This window comes from Paenibacillus ihuae (assembly GCF_001368795.1).
Classification (GTDB): domain Bacteria; phylum Bacillota; class Bacilli; order Paenibacillales; family Paenibacillaceae; genus Paenibacillus_AQ; species Paenibacillus_AQ ihuae.
Map to the genome: position 1 here is coordinate 351,531 of NZ_LN831199.1, position 1,880 is coordinate 353,410.

General features: G+C 51.3%; 1 protein-coding gene and 1 pseudogene. Both read left to right on the top strand.

The window, feature by feature from the left end:
• The coding region (locus AQR02_RS21210) for an LLM class flavin-dependent oxidoreductase (protein WP_245237657.1) at nt 1–714 on the top strand (714 nt) is incomplete at its 5' end.
• Between the two features lie 453 nt (nt 715–1,167).
• A pseudogene (locus tag AQR02_RS21215) lies at nt 1,168–1,880 on the top strand (hypothetical protein); the annotation flags it as partial.

A 1,880-nucleotide genomic window follows, 5' to 3' on the forward strand; every position in this document is an offset into this window, starting at 1 on the left:
TCCCTGTTTCCGGGACGCATTGATCTCGGGCTTGGCCGGGCACCCGGCTCCGACCAGGCGGCTGCAAGAGCACTGCGGCGCGGCCTCGGCAGTGACGGCAGCGAATTTCCTGAGCAGCTGAGCGAGCTCAGAGCCTACTTCGATCCGAACGGCGCGGGTTCTCGTCCGCTCGGGGTGCGCGCCACACCGGGCGAAGGCTTGAACGTACCGATCTGGCTGCTCGGATCAAGCGGGTTCAGCGCCCAGCTTGCGGGTCAGCTGGGCTTGCCGTTCGCTTTTGCCAGCCACTTTGCACCGGATTATCTGCTGCCTGCACTCCATCTATACCGCAGCAGCTTCAAGCCGTCAGCTGCACTCGACAAGCCGCATGTCATGGTTGGTCTCGGCATTACCGCCGCCGACACCACTGGAGCAGCACGCTGGCTGGCCACTTCGCAGCAGCAGCAGTTCCTGAACATTATCCGCGGCCGCACCGGCAAGCTCCAGCCACCGGTTGATGACATGGAGAGCCTATGGTCTCCCCAGGAAAAAGCTCTCCTGCTCGATAAGCAGAAATATTCCATTGCCGGAGACAAAACATATATCAAGGATCGTCTTCTGCAGGTGCTGGAGGAAACCGGGGCGGATGAATGGATTATTGCCTCGCAGATTTATGATCATACAGCACGGTTACGTTCCTACGAGCTGGTAGCGGAGCTAATCAAGGACAACTAAAACGAATTTCCGTTTGAATCATTAGCAAGGAGATTACCCGGGGATAGGGAACTATCACTTCCTTCCGGATAATCTCCTTGTTTTTTGTGTTTTGTTCTTAATAAAAAACCTTGGTTTTCGATATAACCCAAGAAATAGTTAGAAAACGGAAGCTATTACCTGATATCAACCTGAAATTATGTATATATTACTCATTTTCAATGAATTAAGGCGCTCCTATCGTTTTTGTTTATTTAAATTATTGATTATACTGTAATTATTCGTTATAACGAACTTACATATGACCATACTATCTGTAAGTACTTTTTCAATAGGCTGTAGCACCTCAAACATAGTAGTCCTCCAAAATACCACTTATGTCGACAAGCGGTGGGGAAACAGCACAGATCCGGCGGATTCTTGTCGGGCTGTGCGGGGGCAGCGTTGCTTTCCAGTAGAAAGGGGCGGAGGAAAGTGAAGAAAAGATATCATATGACCATAATTGGCGCCTACATTCTAATTGTGCTGATCGGTGTTATCTGGCATGCCGGAGGTGTAAGTGCAGAGGACACGATTAAACTCACGGTCAATTCGCATACTCAAAGTACCGCCATTATGAGTAATATGCAGCCAGGGGACAAGAGTTCCTCAGAATATACGGTTATTAACGAAGGGTCAGAGCCGTTTGATTACTTTGTAAATTTCGACTTTCTCTCCGGAGACGTGGATTTGTACAATATTCTGCAAATGACCCTGCAAAAAGAGGGAGTAATCCTCTATTCCGGAGTGATGAGCCAGGCGGAGGGCCGTGTCGCCATAGGATCACTCCCCGGTGGCGGAACGGAAGCAATTCAAATGGATGTGGTTTTTCCCGCTGAGGCAGGCAATGAGTTTCAGGGGAAAAAGGTTGGCGTTGCCTTTAACTTCACCGCCTCCGCTTCACCGCAGCCGTCAACGGAACCTAGCCCTACACCTTCGGCTTCTGCTTCACCGGGGCCATCTGATGGAGCCAGCCCTACGCCTTCCAGTACTGTTTCACCGAATCCGTCAAGCAGCCCTAGCCCTGCACCGACATTTACCTCCATCCCTGGGGGTTCGCAACCACCTTCGTCATCGCCTGCTCCGTCAGCAACTCCGGCTGTGACAGCTACACCGGGGACAGATGAAGTTACTGTAACTGATGCACC